Genomic DNA, 17,649 nt, shown 5'->3' on the forward strand with positions numbered 1-17,649 from the left:
CAGTAGATACAGCACCAAGATCAAAGAGACCCAAGCCCCGGTGTAAATATCCGTTGGGCAGGGCATAATGGCTCAAAGGACTTGCCGCATTGGCCCAGGAGTTCATTTTGATCGCATCAAACTTCCCCCTGTATCCAAGCTGCCTCAGCCTGCGGTGAAGCCGATTGGGCTTCTTCCACAATTTCAGCTGGATGGCTCGCAGTCTTCTCCGAATCCATCTCATCAGCCTTGAAAATTCTCCTGTGCAGTTCGCTATCCGGAAGTAGTTGGCAAATCCCCTCAAGAGCGGATTGAGATCTGCAATCACTTTCTCAAGATTCACCGGGGAATTACGCCGGGTCATTGCCTTGACCTTTGCCTTGAAAGACTTAATCTTGCCTCGCTGGATTTGCGTATACTGAGAGCATACGGATACTCCCAGAAAGTTTACGCCCCGACTGCTGTGGCAGATATGGGTCTTTTCACGGTTGACAGTCAGCAGCAATTCTCCTTCAAGATAGTGCCGTGCCTGCTCAAGAGCATTCTCGGCCGCTTTCTTTGATTGGCACAGAATCAGGATATCGTCCGCATAGCGGACTATTCGGTGGCCACGATTCTTCATGAATTGATCAAAAGAATCGAGATACACATTGGCTATCAGAGGGCTGATCACGCCGCCCTGTGGACTGCCGATCTCGCTAGCCGTAAATCCCGAATCCGTCATTACACCGCTCTTCAGAAACTTCTCCAGGAGACCGAGGATACTCCCGTCCCTGATCCGGCGACGAAAGGCGCTGAGGATGAGATCATGGTCCAAGGTGTCAAAGCATTTGGACAGATCCATATCAACTACCCACTTTCGATCGTAGTCACGGATAAACATCGTCGCCTTGGATATCGCCTGATGACAACTGCGGCCTGGGCGATAGCCATAGCTCGACGGGTGGAAATCCCGATCGAATATCGGCAGGAGAATGTCGAGCAGTGCCTGCTGCACTACACGGTCACGGACTGCTGGAATACCGAGCAACCGAACTCCTCCGGTTGGCTTGGGTATCTCTACCCGGCGCACGGCCAGTGGCTGGTAACTCTTTTCCCACAGTTCCTTCAGGAGACAGTCGATGTTGGCTTCGGCTGATGCGGCAAAGTCCTTGATGGACTGGCCGTCTATTCCGGCAGCTCCCTTCGCAGACCTCACCTTCCCAAACGCCTTGTGCAGAGCGTCCCTGCTCAGCATCCGGTCATACAGACTGTACCAAACGTCAACCATGCTCCTGTCCTGCGTCCCCATCCCTCCACTTCTGCCTGGAATCCCCGGGTCTTCACCCAAATGAGAGCGCCTTCTATCCCAATGGGCAATGTACGCTCAACTGTTCAGGTTACTCCGATGAACGGCCAAAATCAGCAGACGGCCTCTCACAGCATACCGCCGAAAATGTGCCCCGCCCCGTCGGGCAGCTTGTGTTCTGACTCCAGACCTCCATGATCTTCAGGGAACCTTCAAATAAACTTCATCCCTTCGCAACTGATACCGCTTTTGGCAAATACCAGCCCCTGTCAAACAACGCTGACAGGTCATCCCGGTTTTATCCTCCACGCTGTTACCAGGCTTCTCCGGCCGGGATTTCATCACTACTACGGAATCATCTGCCACCTCCCACCGCTTCGGTAGGCCTTGGATCTCTCCTTGAACCTTCCTTAACTCTCGTACTGCAAGTACGCTAGGAGGCTTCCCCGGTTAAGGCGAACTCCCGGTGAGCAATCCCATCCTCAATCACGCCAAAGGTCTGACCAGGTATCGGGCTTCACGCTATTGTGCACGCTTACCCACCTATGACGCCGAATCAGGTTCACTTACGCTATGTACCGCTCACTTCCTATCGCTTCCTTCAGACCCTGCCGTTGCCAGCAACGCCCTTGCGATTCGGATTGTCTTCCCCCTGGTCGGGGTGACGCCTGCGTTCCGCAGGCTGGGTTTGCCCGCCATGCCGGGCAAACATAAAACCCCTGTCAGATACAACTGACAGGGGTTTTCCTTTTTCAGGGCTCCCCTTCACCTTCTCGCCGAAACCCCGTCTTCTGCAAGCTGGAACTATCCCGTCACTCCTTTCCGGAAAGCAGAAAACCACTACAAAGTGGTACGGTATGGCTTGATTATATCTTGCTTTCACATGTACTATCATGCTAACCATATCTTAAGGCAGGCATGACATAATCCATTTCCATTCCAGGACCTAGAACTGCAGGACCCATGGCATACTGCGCACCATCATCTGCAGGACCCTTTGGCATCATCGTCGGTGGCTCCGGCCTTGTTGGTGGCTCCATAGTGTACCATTTCAAGAAATGGGGGTATGACATCCTGGCGCCCAACTCCAAGAAGATGAGCCTGGCCAATCCCGATGACATAGCCTCCTATTTCAACAAGTACCGACCCGACTTCATCATCAACACTGCCATTGCCGCCATTGACGCCAACCCCAAGCTGGCCTTTGATGTGAACTATGTTGGCAGCATCAACCTAGCCAAAGTGGCCATGGCACTGAAAATCCCCTACATTTTCTTCAGCTCTGCCGCCGTGCTGCCCCCGGGCCTGAACCTCAGGGAAGAAGATCACCTGCCGCTCAGTGCTGATATCACCAACTATGCCAAATCTAAACTTATGAGCGAGATGACCCTGCGTCATCTGGGGGAAAACGAAGGACTCGATTACACCACCATCAGGCTCGCCATAGTCTACGGCAAGCATGATCACAAGATCCAGGGCTTCCACCGCATGCTCTTTGCCATTGCCGACCAGTCCATGCCCGTACTCCTGACCAGGCCCAGAGTTTACCACTCCTATTCAAATACCAGGAAGATTCCCCATTTTGTCCGCCACGTGCTCAGTAACCGGGAGGAGTTCTCCGGTCAGACCTTCCACTTTGCCGATCCCAATCCCGTGGAACTGGCCCAGCTCATCCTGACCATTCGCAGCTACCTGGAGCTCAAAAGCCCCAGGGAGGTGTATCTCCCACTGCCCATGGCTCGTTTCGGAGCTACCTGTATCCAGCACCTGATTCGCTTCCTGGCCAAGATCGGGATCAAAACCCGCATGCCGCCGGAGTTGATGTTTCTTGAAAACTTCTACCAGAGCCAGACCCTTTCCTGCGAGAAACTGCAGCGCTCCAGTTTTCAGGATCCTTTCCCCGAGGAAACCGTGTTCACCCGGCTGCCTGATCTCATCCAGTACTATCTCACCCGCTGGGAACAGCTGAACCTGATGACCTCGAAGACGCAGGACTTCTTTGACCCCCAGAAACTCTCCGAGGAATTTCTCCGCAATCCGGCCCAGCTGCTGGAGGCTATCCATGAACGTAAACTCTCCCCTTTCATGGAACCGAGGTTCAATCCTTCGTGCGGCGTCAGGAAATCCGCGGCTACCCGCAGCCACCACTGCTGATCTTTCTCCCGGTCGTTCCCCTCATCGTCCTGCCTTCTTTGGCTCAGGCTCCAGGTAAAATTCCCGGGGCTGCAGGTCGGGAAACCCTTCCGGGCTCCTGCAGGCCAGGTACTGCCTGATCTCTGTACAGAGTTCACACTTGGACCAGTAGCTGGTGCGGGAAGGACTGAAGCCATAAACTTCTCCGGCCCAGCGATATAATGAGGCCAGTCCTTCGAGGGCCAGCCTGGTCAAAACCGGATATTTCTCCGGGTCGACAGGTTGGCCCAGGTCTCTCCAGTCCAGTGCCAGGCCGCTGCACAGCCCGGGAATATAGTTACCCAGAAGATCGAGATGAAAATGGGTGGTATCGCCAGGCTCCCGGCAACCGCTGCCACCTTTGCGAAGAATCTCCTCCAGGGGTAGCCGCGGGAGATGGGGCCTGAAGGTCTCAAGCGCCCTGCCCCCGGCCCTGATCCCGTACCGTTCCATCAGGCCGGCCACATACCCGGCCCCGAAATGTTCCTCCAGCAAACCCAGTTTCACGGTCTTTTCCGTATCAAAGCGACCAAGCTCGGGGAGGAACTGCTTCTGCCAGGGAAACACCGCTATCCCCGTGCGGTGGCAGGCTTCCAGCACACCCATGGTCCTGGCCAGCGGGATGAACTCGTTATGAAAGGGACTGATGGAAACCAACAGGGTACGCAGACCCGCCTCCTTCAATCTCTCAAGCAGTCCACAGGCCTGCTCCAGGTCGCGGAACCAGGAACTGTTGGTTTCCACATAATCGATCCCGACCCCTTCCCTTCTGGCTATCATGAGAATCTTTTCCAGCCGGCCAGGACGAAGCAGCGGTTCACCGCCGCCGATATGCATGGACCTGCAGCCCAGTGATCTGGCCACTGCAAAGGCGGCCGAGGCCCGATCATCACTGATATACTCCCTGGACCTGAACGGACTGCAGCGATACAGGCAGTGACCACAGCGTGAGCTGCAGTCGTAATTGGTTATCAGTCCGCCACTGGCAAGGCTACTGATGGTATAGCCGTGTTCCCGGCCCATACCCTCCTCCGTGGAATATGTTTATCAAATGCGGCAGGAAATCGCAGGCCGACCCGTGGCATGATCATAACCGGGCTCTGTCACGGGTGTTTCCGGGTTCTGCCCCGGCACACTCTGCAACCAGATTTCCTCTGCCATCCCACCCATGTCTGCCAGGCTGAAAAAATACCTGGCCACCCTGGCAAGAAACTGAAACTGGTCCGTAGACAGATGGGCCACCCTGGTGGCGCCGGGGACAAACCATTCCAGCTGACCGTCCTCACCCTCGATCACCAGGCGTCCCTGCCCGTTCAGTATAGCATCCTCACCGAGAAAACGGACCCCCTTCAGGTCCAGGGTATCGCCTGTCATGGTAAAAGAAAACAATGTCCTGCCAGCAATAATTCTGTATTCCATTCTCATCCTCCTGTGTTCTTTTCGGCATTCAGAGGCTGGTCACCTGTTTTTCGCCGACCAGCGCCACCGGACCACAATGTTTTTCAGTTCTTTTCCTTGACTCTACCAGGAGGGGGATGTCATATAGTGAGCACCCCTGTTTTTTCATCATTTTTTCTTGAAATAATCTGATTACCACTGAAATTCAGCCTTCGATGGATGAAGGTGTCGGGGCTTGCTTGTTGCACGGGTGTCTGTGGCCTGGATGGCCACAGTCAAGCCCCCAGGGACGGGTTTATGGCGTCCCGTGAAACAAGCGAGGCCCGACACCGGTTTCAATGCTGAAGATTGATGGTAATCACATGAAATAATGGTCGCCGGAACCTGCCGGAGGCCTGGAACAATCGTGAGCCAGTTAGAGAGGATCTATTACTTTCACTCCCTGCTCAGCGCCGGCCGGTATCCCAACACCGTCCAGCTGCAGGAAGAGTTCGAGATATCCAGGTCCACCGCCCACCGGGATATCGCCTATCTCCGCGACCGACTCCTGGCACCACTGGCCTTTGACCAGCGTAAAAACGGCTATTACTATACCGACGCGACCTTCCGTCTCCCCTTCGAAAACAGCCCTTCCCTGACCCTGATTCTCGGCATGCTCGGTAACATGGTCCGCGAATCCGGTCTGGACTCCCTTCCCGAGCTGGAGGAACTCAAGGACCGGCTGGAATCCCTGGTCTTTCCCGGACAGAAAAATATCGACGACCTGCTGCACTGTGAATGGATCGAGATGGAACAGGTGGATAGCCGGGTTTTCACCTCGGTCCTGACTGCGCTCGGGCAGCAGAGGCAGCTCAAACTCGTCTATCATGTACCCGCCGGCGGGGTCTCCCGGCGCACGGTGGACCCGATCAAGCTTATCAATTACCAGGGCCGGTGGTACCTGCTGGCCTGGTGCCATCTGCGCCAGGATCGACGGATGTTTCATCTTGGCAGGGTGAAAAAAGCGGCTCCGGCAGACAGGGAAGTCCAGCACACGATGAAGACAGGAGATACCTGGCTGAGCGAAAGCTTCGGTATTTTCAAGGGCAAGGTCACGGTCACGGCCACTGTCCGGTTTACCGGCAAGGCGGCAGAAATCGTTGCCAACCAGCGCTGGCATCCCAGGCAGCGGATGGAACGGACCGAAAGGGGCCTTATCCTGTCCCTGCCGGTGGCCGACGACCGGGAACTGCTGATGAAGATCCTCCAGTTCGGCAGCCAGGCCGAAGTCCTTTCGCCCCAGTCCCTGCGTGACAAAGTGGTGCACGAACTTCGAGCCATGCAGCAGCTCTACTCCTCCGGAACCCCTTGCGTTTGACCACCCATTGCTGATACAGTGGACCAGATATTTTCAACTTTGAACGGAAACGAACCATGAAAGAGATCCTCGCCGTTATTCTTGCCGCAGGCAAGGGCACCAGAATGAAATCCGACCGGGCCAAGGTCCTGCATGAAGTCTTCTATCGGCCCATGCTCCACCACGTCCTTGATGCGGTCACCGCAGCCGGCATCCAGGATATGGCGGTTATCGTCGGCCACCAGCGCGAAGAGGTGATCTCCTCCCTGTCGGCCTACCAGGTGACCCCGGTGCTCCAGGAAGAGCAACTTGGAACCGGCCATGCGGTTCTCTGCGGAGAAAAGCATTGTGACCGGGCAGAGCTGGTCATGATTCTCTGCGGCGATACCCCGCTCATCCGGCCCGAAACCCTGCGGGCCATGATCGACGCCCACCTGCAAAGCGAAGCCACTGTCACCCTGATGACCACCCGACTCGATGACCCCTTTGGCTACGGCCGGATCATCACGGACACGGATGGCTCTATTCTGGAAATCGTTGAACAGAAGGATGCCACCCCCGAGCAACGGTGCATCACCGAAATCAACGCCGGTATCTACCTTGCCGACCGGGAGTTTCTCTTCCAGGCCCTGAAGCAGGTGGGCACCGACAACAGCCAGGGCGAGGTCTACCTGACCGACATCATCGGAATTGCCAGGCACCAGGGGAAAAAGGTGCACACCTTCCTCCACCCGGTGGCCATCGACGTGCTCGGGGTCAACTCCCGGGTGGAACTGGCCCAGGCCCACCAGGAACTGCAGATGCGGCGCAACCGGGAACTCATGCTTTCCGGGGTCACCATGTATGGTCCGGAGACCATTTCCATTGCTCCAGGGATTGATGTGGGCCGCGACACGGTGATCCACCCGGGGGTCCAGGTAACCGGCCGGGCCGAAATCGGCAGTGGCTGCATCATCCATTCCGGAGTCATGATCCATGACGCCGTCCTCGACGATCGGGCTGTCATCGGTGCTCACGCAGTGCTCCAGAACTGCCGAATCGAAAAATCCGAGCACATTCCTCCCCTCACCCTCCGGGTCAGCTGAAGTCATGCTTCTGGTCAATGAACAGCCCTGGCCCTATCGCAAGGGCATGCGCATGGAAGACCTGGCCGCCGAGGTAAAACCGTATGCCGACGTCTTTGTCCTCAACGGCAAACCGGTGGGCCCGGAAACGCTCCTCCAGGATGGAGATCGATGCACCCTGATCAAGAAGGGCGAGATCCCCTCGGCCCTGGACATGGACAAGGTTCTCCGGGTACGCCACAGTCCGGAAGTCCAGGAACGGCTCAGGAAGGCCACGGTGGCGGTCATGGGCCTGGGTGGTCTGGGATCAGCGGTGGCGGTGAGTCTTGTCAAAATCGGTATTGGCAAGCTTATCATATGTGATTATGATGTGGTTGATCTGAGCAACATCCATCGGCAGCAATACTTTATCGACCAGATCGGCCAAAAGAAAACCAGGGCCCTGAAAAAGACCCTGGTCCGGATCAATCCCTTTGTCGCGGTGGAACCCCTTGATATCCAGCTGACCGAGCAGACCATCACCGAACTGGCCGGCCAGGTGGATGTCCTGGTGGAATGTTTCGACCAGGTGGCCATGAAAAGCGCAGCCCTCAGGGTGGCGCTCAAATGCATGAAGGACAAGGGATTCGTCGGAGCCTCCGGGCTGGCCGGTTTTGGACCGGGTAACACCATCCGGACCCGAAGGATCAGGAACAACATCTACCTCGTGGGCGATAACGAGTCCGACGTGGCCACCACGGGCAGTCTCCTTGCCCCGCGGGTCGGCATAGCAGCCCACCAGCAGGCCAACCAGGTTGTGCGGATCCTGCTGGGAGAAAACGAGGTCTGAAAAACGCGATTGTCCAGGAGGCATTCTCCGGGCATCCCGGACAAGGGACACCACAGAACGCAAATCGTTAAAGAGCACGAAGAACCAGCACCAGTGGTTGTTGTTCTTTCGTGCTCTTCCTGGTTACAAACATATTTTTTCACCCATTATGCACATTATCTGTAACGGACAACAGCAGGAAATAAAGGAGGAAACCACCCTCTCCTCCCTGCTCGATTCTCTCAAACTGCGGCCAGATGCCGTGGTGGCCGAGGTAAACAAAAATATCATTGATCCGGACCAGTACGATACTCTCCTCCTCCAGGACGGCGACAGGGTCGAGCTGATTCGTTTTGTTGGAGGCGGCTGAAATGCTGACCATTGCCGAGACCCCCTTTTCCTCACGCCTCTTTGTCGGTACCGGCAAGTTCGCCTCTTCCGAGCTGATGGCCAGGGCCATCGAGGCCTCTGGCGCCCAGATGGTGACCGTGGCCCTGCGGCGGGTGGACCTGAACAATCCCCAGGATGATATCATGACCCATCTGGACCGGGACACCATCCACTTTCTGCCCAATACTTCGGGCGCCCGGAATGCCGAAGAGGCCGTCCGGTTGGCCCGGCTGGCCAGGGCGGCCAGTGGTACCAACTGGCTGAAACTGGAGGTCACCCCGGATCCACGCACCCTGCTCCCGGACCCGGTGGACACCCTCAAGGCCACCGAGCAACTGGTGAAGGAAGGGTTCATCGTCCTGCCCTACATGAACGCTGATCCCATCCTGGCGCTCAGGCTGCAGGACGCCGGAGCAGCGGCGGTCATGCCCCTGGGCGCCCCTATCGGCACAAATCTCGGGGTCCAGACTGCCCTTCAGGTGGAAATCATCATCGAGCAGGCCAGGGTTCCCGTGGTGGTCGATGCCGGAATCGGCGCCCCGTCCCATGCTGCTCAGGCCATGGAAATGGGGGCTGATGCCGTGCTTGTGAACACCGCCATTGCCGTGGCCGGTGACCCGGTGCGGATGGCCAGGGCTTTCAAGGCAGCGGTGGAAGCCGGCCGGGAAGCCTATGAGGCTGGACTTGGCCGCCCGTCCAGGCAGGCCAGCGCCTCCTCGCCGCAGGAAGGCATGCTTACCGAGAACCTGGATTTCCTGCAGGGATGAATCTCATGACCGCTCCCAGCAGCCCACAGACCCGATTCACAGTGCCTGACTTTGCCACCCTCAAAGGCCTCGTCAGCCAGGCAACGGTGGACGATGTCCAGGCTGCCCTGCGCCGGGAACATCTGCGGATCGAAGACCTTGCCGCCCTGCTCTCACCGGCGGCCGAGACCATGCTGCCCCTGCTGGCCGCCGAGTCCAGACGGATCACCACCCTGCGCTTTGGCCGGACCACACAGATCTACGCTCCGCTCTATCTTTCCAATCTCTGCACCAACCGCTGTGCTTACTGCGGCTTTTCCGCAGACAACAGGATCGCTCGTCGCAAGCTCAGCCTGGAGGAAGCAGAGGCCGAAGCCGAGATCCTGCGAAAAAGGGGATTCCAGCATATTCTCCTGGTCAGCGGCGAAGCGCCGGCTGCGCTTGGGGTGGACTACCTCGAAGCCATTGCCCTGCGCCTCCGGGATCGGTTTGCTGCCCTGTCCATCGAGGTTCAACCGCTTAATACCGAAGAGTATGCCCGCCTGTTTGCGGCCGGGATCACCGCCGTGGCCGTATACCAGGAAACCTATGACCGCCGGGTGTATGATAAGGTGCACCTGAGCGGCCGGAAATGCGACTACGACTACCGCCTCGAGACCCCGGCCCGGGCCGCGGCCGCCGGCATGCGCGAGGTCGGCATCGGCGCCCTGCTGGGACTGGCCGACTGGCGCTGCGAGGGTCTGGCCCTGGGTTTACATCTGGCCTGGCTGCGCAAACATTTCTGGAAGACCAACTTCACGGTCAGCTTTCCCAGGCTACGCCCGGCGGCCGGATCCTTCGAGCCCCTGGTCCACGTGACCGAGGCGCATCTGAGCCAGCTCATCTTTGCTCTGAGGATCTTTGATCCGGACGTGGGGCTCATCCTCTCCACCCGGGAAGAGGAACGGTACCGGGACGGCATGCTCGGCCTGGGTCCCACCCGCTATTCGGCAGGATCCTGCACTGCGCCGGGTGGGTATTCCCAGGATGAGGAAAAAGGAGATCATCACGACGGCGAACAGTTCAGTGTCGGTGACCACCGCAGCATAGGCGAGGTCTGCGCCGCCATCCGCCGCAAAGGCTTTGACCCGGTCTGCAAGGACTGGGACAGGGAGTTTCAACACCTGGAAGACCAGGAGCCGGTTCCTGTTCCGGCAGAATAAATCAACGACGCCAATTTTCAGCTGAAGGAGAGAAAAGAAGATGTCAGACATTAAGAAGATGTACACCACCATTCTCGGGGACTCCTTTCCCCTGGAGATGACCATTTCTTTTGGCGACCAGACCCTGGTATACCGTAAAAAGACCTGGAAGATCCGCAAGGAGGACGGCACAGAAGAGGAACGGGGCCTGCGCTACGGCGAAAACCCGGACCAGGAGGCCGCTCTCTATGAACTGGTCAACGGCAACCTGGTGCTGGGCGAGTGCAAATTCATCGAACCCGGCAACTCCCTGGTCAGCGGCATCACCGTGGACGACATGCTCCAGGTGGGTAAACATCCCGGCAAGATCAACCTCACCGACGTGGACAACGGGCTTAACATCCTCAAGTACCTGATGGACAAACCGGCCGCGGTCATCCTCAAGCATAACAATCCCTGTGGCGCCTCGCTGGGAGAGAGCCTGGCCGAAGCCTACAACCGGGCCAACCGGGCTGACCGGATTGCCGCCTTTGGCGGGGCCGTGGTCCTCAGTCGGCCGGTGGACAGGGAAACGGCCGAGATGATGTCACAGAACTACCTGGAAGTTGTCTGCGCCCCGGATTTTGAAGAGGGTTCGCTGGAGATCCTGGCCCAGCGCAAAAACCTGCGGGTCATCAAGATCGAGCGCATCGACAGGCTGGCCGAGTTTGAAAAGTACCGGTTTGTGGATTTCAAGTCCCTGATCGATGGCGGCATCATTGTCCAGCAGTCGGCGGTCAACTCCATCCGCTCCAGGGAAGATCTCAAACCGGCCGTGGCCACCTGGAAGGGCAAGGAGTACCGCTGCGAAAGGGAGCCCACCCAGCGCGAAATAGACGACATGATCTTTGGCTGGGCTGTTGAGCATGGCGTGACATCCAACTCGGTTATCTACGTCAAGGACGGCTGCACCGTGGGAATCGGTACCGGCGAGCAGGACCGGGTCGGGGTGGCGGAAATCGCCGTCTACAAAGCCTATAAAAAATACGCCGACATCACCTGCTTTGACAAGTTCGGCATTCCTTACGCCGATCTGGAACTGGAAGTCGAGCAGGGTAAGCGGGACAGGGCGGACAAGGAAGAAATCGACGCCAAGGTTAAGGAGGACCGGGCAGGTCTGCCCGGCTCGGTGATGATCTCGGACGCCTTCTTTCCCTTCCGGGATGCCGCCGACGTGGGTATCCGCGAGGGCGTCAGCGCCATCCTCCAGGCCGGTGGCTCCATGCGTGATTACGCCTCCATCGAGGCCTGCAACGAGGCTGATCCCAAAGTGGCCATGATGTTCACCGGCCAGCGCTCGTTCAAGCATTAAGGGAGAAACCGACGATCTGATCGAACTATTGGCGGCTGGAGCGTGTATTTTGTTTTTCAGCCGCCTTTTTCGTCTCAGCCGGAAAGGACAGAAACCAACCGGGGTCAACCCAAGGTTGCCATAAGATGACAGGAGGTATGTTCATGGACACAATAGAGTGCATCAAGACACGGATGAGTATCCGGGCCTTTAAGCCCGAACCTGTACCCCGCGAGCTCATTATGGAGGTCATCGAAGCGGCTCGCTGGTCCCCGTCGTACAAAAACAGCCAGCCCTGGGAAGTGATGGTTTTGTCAGGCGAGAAAAAAGAAGCACTCTCCAGATTTCTGATCGAACTGCTGGAACAGGGCGAGGAACCCTGCCCTGATATCCCGGCCCCACAATCCTGGCCGCCAGCGGAGCAGGCCCGGATCGACGACCTGTTTCGAAAACGCAGGGAGGCCACCGGTATTGACCTGGCGGCGCCGGAGATGGTTATCAAGGCGAAAAAGGCCAATTTCCGGTTCTACAATGCCCCGCACGGTATCTTTCTCTACCAGGATGATTCCCTGTCCCAGTGGTCACTCTTTGACCTGGGAATCTTTGCCCAGAGCCTGATGCTGGCAGCCCATGCCAGGGGACTGGGAACCGTTCCCCAGGCGTTTGCAGTCGACTATGCCCGGCAGACCAAGGAATTCCTCGGTATTCCAGGCAACAAACGATTGGTTCTGGGCATGTCCATCGGCTATCCCGACACGGACTCCCCGGCCAACCAGCTGCGGACCGACAGAGCACCAGCCGAAGAAATCGTCACCTGGCTGGAGTGATGTCATCTTCGAGGGATATCCACCCATTGCTGGCGGCGGGCTGATTCCAGACAGGCCGCGCAGCAGCGCAGGGCCTGAAGGCCATCCTCTCCGTTGACGGGGTTGTCCGCTGTCCCGCTCAGGAAGTCGTGCCAGTCCCGGAGCAGGGGGACAATGGTGGAAACAGCCGGTCCGGGATCCAGGGATACCCGCCGGGTGCCCTGAATCCGCTCCAGCTGGTTGTAGATCTGCTCTCCGTGCAGCTGGCCGTTTTCACAGATAAATTCAAAACGGCCCGACCGGGCCCGACCCACCTTGGAACAGTCCAGGGTCCCGGCAACCCCGTTTTCCATCTCCACAAGAACAGCGACCAGGTCTTCAAGCGAAGCGTTATGCTGCTGCCGCGTCACGGCCATGACCCGATGCACCTCCAGATCGGTAATAAAACGCAGGGCGTCAAAGACATGAACAGCGGTATGGAAGCTGACCCCGGCTCCGGCCACAGACGGTTCTTCATGCCAGGAAAGGGTTGATGGTTCCAGCCGCTGATTGGCGGAAAAGCAGTAGAGGGAACCAAACTCAGGAAGATGGCGACGCAACCCCCGGATCACCTGGTTGTAGCGCAGGGTCTGGCCCACGGTCAGGGTAAAGCGGTTTTTGCCCTCTGTGGCCAGGGCAACCATTGCCTCGCCTTCCGCTACCCGGGCAGCCAGAGGTTTTTCCACCAGCAGCGGCTTGGTGGCCGCCGCACAAGAGCGGGCGATTTCCAGATTAAAGGCCGGTGGGACCACTGAGATAACCGCTTCCACCTCCGGCGCTGCGACCAGGTCGCGCCAGTCACGGTACCAGGAACAGTGCCATTGCCTGGCCTGCTCCCTGCCCTGCTCCGACCTTCTGCTGATGGCGACAAGCTCAAGCCCGTCCACATCATTTTGTATATGCCCGGCATAGCGGCTACCGTGGCGACCGGTACCGATGATACCCACACGTACCATGCCTACTCGTGCTCCGGGGACAGACAGAGTTGCTCCCAGCCTTCCGGCAGAAGGGCTGGATCCATTTCCAGTTCCACCAGAAAACCCTCTAATGTTTCCACAGTACAGTTGACCGATGAAGCCCGCTCGCCGCGGCCAACCTCCTCCAGCTCGTTCTCGAGGAAATGGACGAGTCTGTCCCGGAGCAGGTCCGGAAAAGAACCCCAGTCATGGCCGGTGCGCTGACAAAAAGACTTGAACCGGTGGAAGTTGATTATGGTCCGGGCGATTCCCCGGTAGATGGATAGATCGCGGTTGGAGGGTTCCAGGTCGCGCAGGACAATATCGCGAAATCTGGCCGCCGCAGCGTCCAGCAGGGCATGATACTCCTCCGGATGGAGGCTGAGCCCCGGGCCATCCGGGTCCTCGGTCAGATAATGGAGAGTCGCATGGAGGGCAATTTCAGGAATCTCCCCGGAATCGCGGAGAATAAAAATCTCATCTTCGATGATCTGGCTGCGTTCCCCGGACATCACGATCCTTCTGAATCGTTACCGTTGTCAAGCCGGAACAGGGTGCGGACCGTATTGATCCGTTCCTGACGCTGGCTGCAATGGTGATCGGTTTTCAGGTACTGCATGGGGTGATGCAGCATCTTCGAAACAATGGCCGAGGCCATTTTTTCCACAGACTTCTGTTCCTTACTGCTTAAATTCTTCAGACGGGGAAGCGTCTTTTCCAGCTCGGCCCGGCAGATGGCCTCGGCCATCCTGCGCAGCTCGACAATGGTGGGTGTAACCTCCATGTTCTCGAGCCACTGGCTGAACTTCAGGGTCTCCTCCTCCACGATCCGCTCGGCCTTGACCGCCTCCCGGTCCCGTTCGGCCTTGTTCATCTCCACCACATTGTTAAGATCATCAATGTCGTAGAGATAGACATTCTCCAGGTCATTGATTTTTGGATCGAGATCGCGGGGAACGGCAATATCGATGAAAAAAAGCGGCTGGTTGCGGCGCTCGCGCATTACCGGTTTGACATCATCCCTGGTCAGGATGATCCCGGGCGCACCAGTGGAACTGATGATGATATCCACATTGAGCAGCTCCTCGATCAGTTCATCAAGCGAGACCGCCCGGCCTCCAAAACGCCTGGCCAGATTCACGGCCCGCTCCAGGGTCCTGTTACAGACCACCACGTCCTTAATGCCCTGTCCCACCAGATGTTCGGCTGCCAGCTCGGCCATCTCGCCGGCGCCAACAAGCATGACCCGCTTGTCACGGAGTTGACCGAAAATTTTCCTGCCCAGCTCCACAGCCGCATAACTGATGGACACCGCAGCAGCGCCGATGCGGGTTTCGGTCCGCACCCTCTTGGCCACGGAAAAAGATTTATGCAGCAGCTTGTTGAGGATGGTGCCGGCGGTCTGCAGTTCAGAGGCGTAACGAAAGGCCTCCTTGAGCTGGCCAAGTATCTGGGCCTCGCCCACTATCATGGAATCGAGGCTGGAGGCCACCATGAACAGATGACGAATGGCCTCCTGGTTCAGGTACCGGTACACGTACCTGTCGAGCTCGGCCGGTGGTACCGCCTGGCCAAAAAGCAGGTCCAGGACCTCCTGGACGGAGCGGTCCGGATCCTCACAGGTAAAGAGCACCTCCACCCGGTTGCAGGTGGAGAGGAGATAATACTCCTTGAGCCCGGACAGACTGCCCAGTGCTGCGAGCGGATCCTCATAGCCGCCTGACAGTGCGAGCTTTTCCCGCACTGCCAGGGGAGTGGTCTTATGATTTACCCCGAGCAGGACTATGGTATCAGGTGGCATAGGTGTGCACCCCTTCCAGAAGAAAGGTAACGCCCCACAGGGTAAAGAGAACGGAAATAAAGGCGATGATGGTCATGATCGCCGCCCGCCGGCCGCGCCAGCCAACGGTGAAGCGCTGGTGCACCAGGGCGGCATAGAGAAACCAGGTGATAAGCGACCAGGTTTCTTTGGGATCCCAGTGCCAGTAGGCACCCCAGGCCTGTTTGGCCCAGATGGAGCCGGTGATGATCCCCAGGGTGAGCAGCGGAAAACCGACACTGAGACAATGCTGGTTCAGCTTGTCCAGTGCGTCGAGGGATGGCAGGCGGGAATAGAACAGACCAAAACGTTTTCTTTTTATTTCACGTTCCTGAAGCAGGTACATGATACCGCCCACACAGGCAAGGGCGAGAAATCCATCGGCGATAATGGAAATGGAGGCATGGATCGGCAGCCACCACGACTGCAGTGCCGGAACCAGGGGCATGACCTGCCGGTTGGCAACACCGGCCAGGATCATCAGCAGCAGGGTCAGGATGCTGACAAAGGTACCGAAATTTTTGACCGTATAACGCCAGCGAAAGGAAAGATAGCACCAGGCAATGGACCAGGCAAAGAACGAAACCGTCTCGTGCTGACTGGTGATGGGCGTATGACCGGCCTCGAAGTACCGGGCAACAATATTGAAGGTATGGAGGATGGCGGCGGCGAAAAAGATCATCCGGGCAATACGCCGGATACCGTTTCGCTGGGTGATGAAAAATACGATATAGGCCGCCGTAGCCAGCACATAGGCGACAAAACTTATCTGAAAAAGCAGATAGCTCATGGAAGATACATGCCGAGAAATTAAGAGTCAGGAGCAGACAGCTGCTTGAGCCGGTGCAGATCGATGCTGATATCCGGACCTAAAACATTGAGCAGGTGCTCTTGCAGCAGTTCCCAGTCGCCCCTTCTGATCCAGGTAACTATATCGTCCTGCAACATATTTTGAAACAGAATTTTCCGGGCCGAACAACTGGATTCCCCCTGGAGGACCTGCTCCCTGACCATGGAGACCAACTCGAGCAGGACCTGGTATTCAGGCCCGAAACGCTCTTCAAGCTGACGCCGGACCATGGCGGCCACCGCCGGGCTTCTGCCCCGGTGGCGACCATCAGGGTCAGCGCCCCCGGCGAACAACAGCTGGAACATGAAAGCTGCATCGCCCGGGATCGTCCGCCACGTTGATCAGCTGCCCGGTCGCTTCGGCTTCCTGACGGACCGCCTCCTGGACCTGCTGGTTATCCGTGGCTGCGAAGACCAGGAGGGCGCCTGAGAGATCGCCCTGTCGATACGGTCTGTCGAGCCACTCGATGCGACCGGAACGGGCCAGGTGGACAAGTTCCGCTGTGGCCTCGGGACTTATCACCCGAACGCGGGCTCCGGCCTCGAGCAGGCCTCTGACCTTGCGCCGGGCCACCCTGCCGCCTCCGACCACCACACACAGCTTACCGGTGATATCTAAGCAGACGGGATACAAGGTAGCTGCACAATCATACTGTTGTCATGATCAGGAAGAGCCCCCCACTCAGCGCCCGGGAGTGGTCAATCGGTTGAGAACAATCTCCCGGTCCTCCTCCAGGCTGCGCAGCCGACGCTTCATGGCCGCGACCTGATACTCCTTTTGCGCCAGTTCAAGAAAGGGCTGCACACTCTGGCGGTCGGCATCGTGGGCCAGGTAAATGACTCCACCGGGCTTGAGCGCCCTGCGCAGCACCCCGAGCAGGGGTTCAAAGAACTCTTCCCGGAAAAGTATCTCTGCCCTATAATCACGTCAAAGGGCTCCATGTCCGGCGGATCGAGCCAGTCGAGCAGTTCAAAGGTGACATTGTCCGACACCTTGCTGGCAGCGGCGCTGACCCGGGAAAAATCCAGGATCAGTTCCTCGTAGTCGGTCAGAGTGACCCGGGCGCCGCAGGCGGCGGCAGCCAGCCCCGGGGCCCCGAGCCCGGCTCCCAGTTCCAGAATCCTTGTTTCCCCGGTAAAATTTTGACCGGTGAGAAACTGGGCCAGGACAATGGCCGCTTCCCAGAGTTTGATCCAGAAAGGGAACTCCGACACATCCTGAAACGGATCCCTGCCGTCAAGCATCTCCTCAAGATCTGTAACCTTGAGGAGGTTGAGACGTACCTCGCCAAGCTGGAGAGGCTCAAAGGCCACTTTGTACTGTTTTCTGATCTTTGTGTAAAGGTCCTGCACCTGGGCAGGCAAGGTCTGCGGATCCATAAAGCCTCTTGCTGACTGGTAGTATACGGGACAGAGTGCCGATGATTAAAAAAAATAAAAATAAAGGTTGCCGGTCGACGGCAAACTCTGCTCCGGCAGCGCCGGAGA

General features: G+C 57.7%; 19 protein-coding genes (1 of these 19 cut by a window edge). 9 read left to right on the forward strand and 10 right to left on the reverse strand.

The features are described 5' to 3' along the window. Window positions 1-1,249, reverse strand: the 5' portion of a protein-coding gene (gene ltrA, locus GF1_RS11985) for a group II intron reverse transcriptase/maturase (protein WP_267926322.1). 20 nt of this gene lie to the left of the window's left edge; only the first 1,249 of its 1,269 coding nucleotides appear in the window; the start codon lies at window positions 1,247-1,249; its stop codon lies off the left edge, out of view. Between the two features lie 981 nt (window positions 1,250-2,230). On the opposite strand from ltrA, the gene GF1_RS11990 reads away from it, so the two are divergent. Then, the gene (locus GF1_RS11990) at window positions 2,231-3,421 is read left to right on the forward strand and encodes an NAD-dependent epimerase/dehydratase family protein (RefSeq protein ID WP_267926783.1); all 1,191 of its coding nucleotides are present in this window, start codon (window positions 2,231-2,233) and stop codon (window positions 3,419-3,421) included. A gap of 21 nt (window positions 3,422-3,442) precedes the next feature. Here GF1_RS11990 and GF1_RS11995 read toward each other — a convergent pair whose 3' ends face one another. Together GF1_RS11995 and GF1_RS12000 are read right to left on the reverse strand one after the other, a co-directional pair. Further along, window positions 3,443-4,462 carry a radical SAM protein gene (locus GF1_RS11995; RefSeq protein WP_267926784.1) on the reverse strand — a complete coding sequence of 340 codons (1,020 nt, stop codon included), beginning with the start codon at window positions 4,460-4,462 and terminating at the stop codon, window positions 3,443-3,445. Window positions 4,463-4,486: 24 nt separating this feature from the next. Next, the gene (locus tag GF1_RS12000) at window positions 4,487-4,858 is read right to left on the reverse strand and encodes a hypothetical protein (protein WP_267926785.1); all 372 of its coding nucleotides are present in this window, start codon (window positions 4,856-4,858) and stop codon (window positions 4,487-4,489) included. Between the two features lie 385 nt (window positions 4,859-5,243). On the opposite strand from GF1_RS12000, the gene GF1_RS12005 reads away from it, so the two are divergent. The 8 genes from GF1_RS12005 to GF1_RS12040 all read left to right on the forward strand — a co-directional run bounded on the left by GF1_RS12005 (window position 5,244) and on the right by GF1_RS12040 (window position 12,519). Next, window positions 5,244-6,194: a helix-turn-helix transcriptional regulator gene (locus tag GF1_RS12005; protein WP_267926786.1), complete on the forward strand. Its 951-nt coding sequence runs from the start codon at window positions 5,244-5,246 to the stop codon at window positions 6,192-6,194. A gap of 56 nt (window positions 6,195-6,250) precedes the next feature. Beyond that, the gene (locus GF1_RS12010) at window positions 6,251-7,258 is read left to right on the forward strand and encodes a bifunctional UDP-N-acetylglucosamine diphosphorylase/glucosamine-1-phosphate N-acetyltransferase GlmU (RefSeq protein WP_267926787.1); all 1,008 of its coding nucleotides are present in this window, start codon (window positions 6,251-6,253) and stop codon (window positions 7,256-7,258) included. 4 nt (window positions 7,259-7,262) lie between these two features. Continuing rightward, window positions 7,263-8,066, forward strand: a complete 804-nt coding sequence (thiF, locus tag GF1_RS12015) for a sulfur carrier protein ThiS adenylyltransferase ThiF (RefSeq protein WP_267926788.1) — start codon at window positions 7,263-7,265, stop codon at window positions 8,064-8,066. 148 nt (window positions 8,067-8,214) lie between these two features. Continuing rightward, window positions 8,215-8,415 (forward strand): sulfur carrier protein ThiS, encoded by a 201-nt coding sequence (thiS, locus tag GF1_RS12020; RefSeq protein ID WP_267926789.1) that lies wholly within the window; start codon window positions 8,215-8,217, stop codon window positions 8,413-8,415. A 1-nt stretch (window position 8,416) separates the two neighbouring features. After that, entirely contained in the window at window positions 8,417-9,202 is a 786-nt protein-coding gene (locus GF1_RS12025; protein WP_267926790.1) for a thiazole synthase, read from the forward strand. Window positions 9,203-9,207: 5 nt separating this feature from the next. Continuing rightward, window positions 9,208-10,383, forward strand: coding sequence for a 2-iminoacetate synthase ThiH (thiH, locus tag GF1_RS12030; protein ID WP_267926791.1), 1,176 nt, complete (start codon window positions 9,208-9,210; stop codon window positions 10,381-10,383). Between the two features lie 40 nt (window positions 10,384-10,423). Further along, window positions 10,424-11,713: an IMP cyclohydrolase gene (locus tag GF1_RS12035; protein WP_267926792.1), complete on the forward strand. Its 1,290-nt coding sequence runs from the start codon at window positions 10,424-10,426 to the stop codon at window positions 11,711-11,713. A 143-nt stretch (window positions 11,714-11,856) separates the two neighbouring features. Beyond that, the gene (locus tag GF1_RS12040; RefSeq protein WP_267926793.1) at window positions 11,857-12,519 is read left to right on the forward strand and encodes a nitroreductase; all 663 of its coding nucleotides are present in this window, start codon (window positions 11,857-11,859) and stop codon (window positions 12,517-12,519) included. A 2-nt stretch (window positions 12,520-12,521) separates the two neighbouring features. On the opposite strand, the gene GF1_RS12045 is transcribed toward GF1_RS12040, so the two are convergent. The 7 genes from GF1_RS12045 to GF1_RS12075 all read right to left on the reverse strand — a co-directional run bounded on the left by GF1_RS12045 (window position 12,522) and on the right by GF1_RS12075 (window position 17,541). Next, the gene (locus tag GF1_RS12045) at window positions 12,522-13,493 is read right to left on the reverse strand and encodes a Gfo/Idh/MocA family protein (RefSeq protein WP_267926794.1); all 972 of its coding nucleotides are present in this window, start codon (window positions 13,491-13,493) and stop codon (window positions 12,522-12,524) included. Between the two features lie 2 nt (window positions 13,494-13,495). Next, window positions 13,496-14,005, reverse strand: coding sequence for a hypothetical protein (locus GF1_RS12050; RefSeq protein WP_267926795.1), 510 nt, complete (start codon window positions 14,003-14,005; stop codon window positions 13,496-13,498). Then, window positions 14,005-15,294, reverse strand: a complete 1,290-nt coding sequence (gene hemA, locus GF1_RS12055; protein ID WP_267926796.1) for a glutamyl-tRNA reductase — start codon at window positions 15,292-15,294, stop codon at window positions 14,005-14,007. The genes GF1_RS12050 and hemA overlap by 1 nt, the downstream gene beginning before the upstream one ends. Next, window positions 15,284-16,102, reverse strand: a complete 819-nt coding sequence (ccsB, locus tag GF1_RS12060; RefSeq protein ID WP_267926797.1) for a c-type cytochrome biogenesis protein CcsB — start codon at window positions 16,100-16,102, stop codon at window positions 15,284-15,286. Before ccsB ends, hemA begins: the two co-directional genes overlap by 11 nt. A gap of 20 nt (window positions 16,103-16,122) precedes the next feature. Continuing rightward, window positions 16,123-16,467, reverse strand: coding sequence for a hypothetical protein (locus tag GF1_RS12065; RefSeq protein WP_267926798.1), 345 nt, complete (start codon window positions 16,465-16,467; stop codon window positions 16,123-16,125). Next, window positions 16,436-16,756, reverse strand: coding sequence for a precorrin-2 dehydrogenase/sirohydrochlorin ferrochelatase family protein (locus GF1_RS12070; RefSeq protein ID WP_267926799.1), 321 nt, complete (start codon window positions 16,754-16,756; stop codon window positions 16,436-16,438). Before GF1_RS12070 ends, GF1_RS12065 begins: the two co-directional genes overlap by 32 nt. 158 nt (window positions 16,757-16,914) lie before the next feature. Beyond that, complete coding sequence (locus GF1_RS12075) at window positions 16,915-17,541, reverse strand: class I SAM-dependent methyltransferase (RefSeq protein ID WP_267926800.1); 627 nt, start codon at window positions 17,539-17,541, stop codon at window positions 16,915-16,917. Window positions 17,542-17,649: the final 108 nt, after the last annotated feature.

This window comes from Desulfolithobacter dissulfuricans (assembly GCF_025998535.1).
Lineage (GTDB): Bacteria > Desulfobacterota > Desulfobulbia > Desulfobulbales > Desulfobulbaceae > Desulfolithobacter > Desulfolithobacter dissulfuricans.